The following is a 257-nucleotide window of genomic DNA, read 5'->3' on the forward strand; positions in this document are numbered from 1 at the left end:
GGCCCACTGCCGCAGCAGGACGGTCTGGGCGTCGACGATGCCGGTGCCGATCCGCGACACCGCGTCGGCGACGTCGAGTTCCAGCACCTCGATGTCCTCGCCCTCGTGGCGGACCCCGGTGCGCGAGCCCGCCACCACGTCCCCGTGGGCGTAGGGCGCGGCGAAGAAGTGCAGGCGCTCGGTCACGGAGCCGGGACTGGTCCAGAGGGCGAAGAGGTGGGTGACCTCCCCGACGGGGTGGCCGAGTTCCTCCTCGG

Annotated in this window: 1 protein-coding gene; it reads right to left on the reverse strand. The window is 73.2% G+C overall.

Features of this window, described 5'->3' with window-relative positions:
• Positions 1-257, reverse strand: a 257-nt coding sequence (locus AC0I8G_RS26025) for an NUDIX hydrolase (protein WP_471732522.1), incomplete at both ends; no start/stop codon positions are given.

Source organism: Kineococcus sp. AC630, assembly GCF_979255925.1.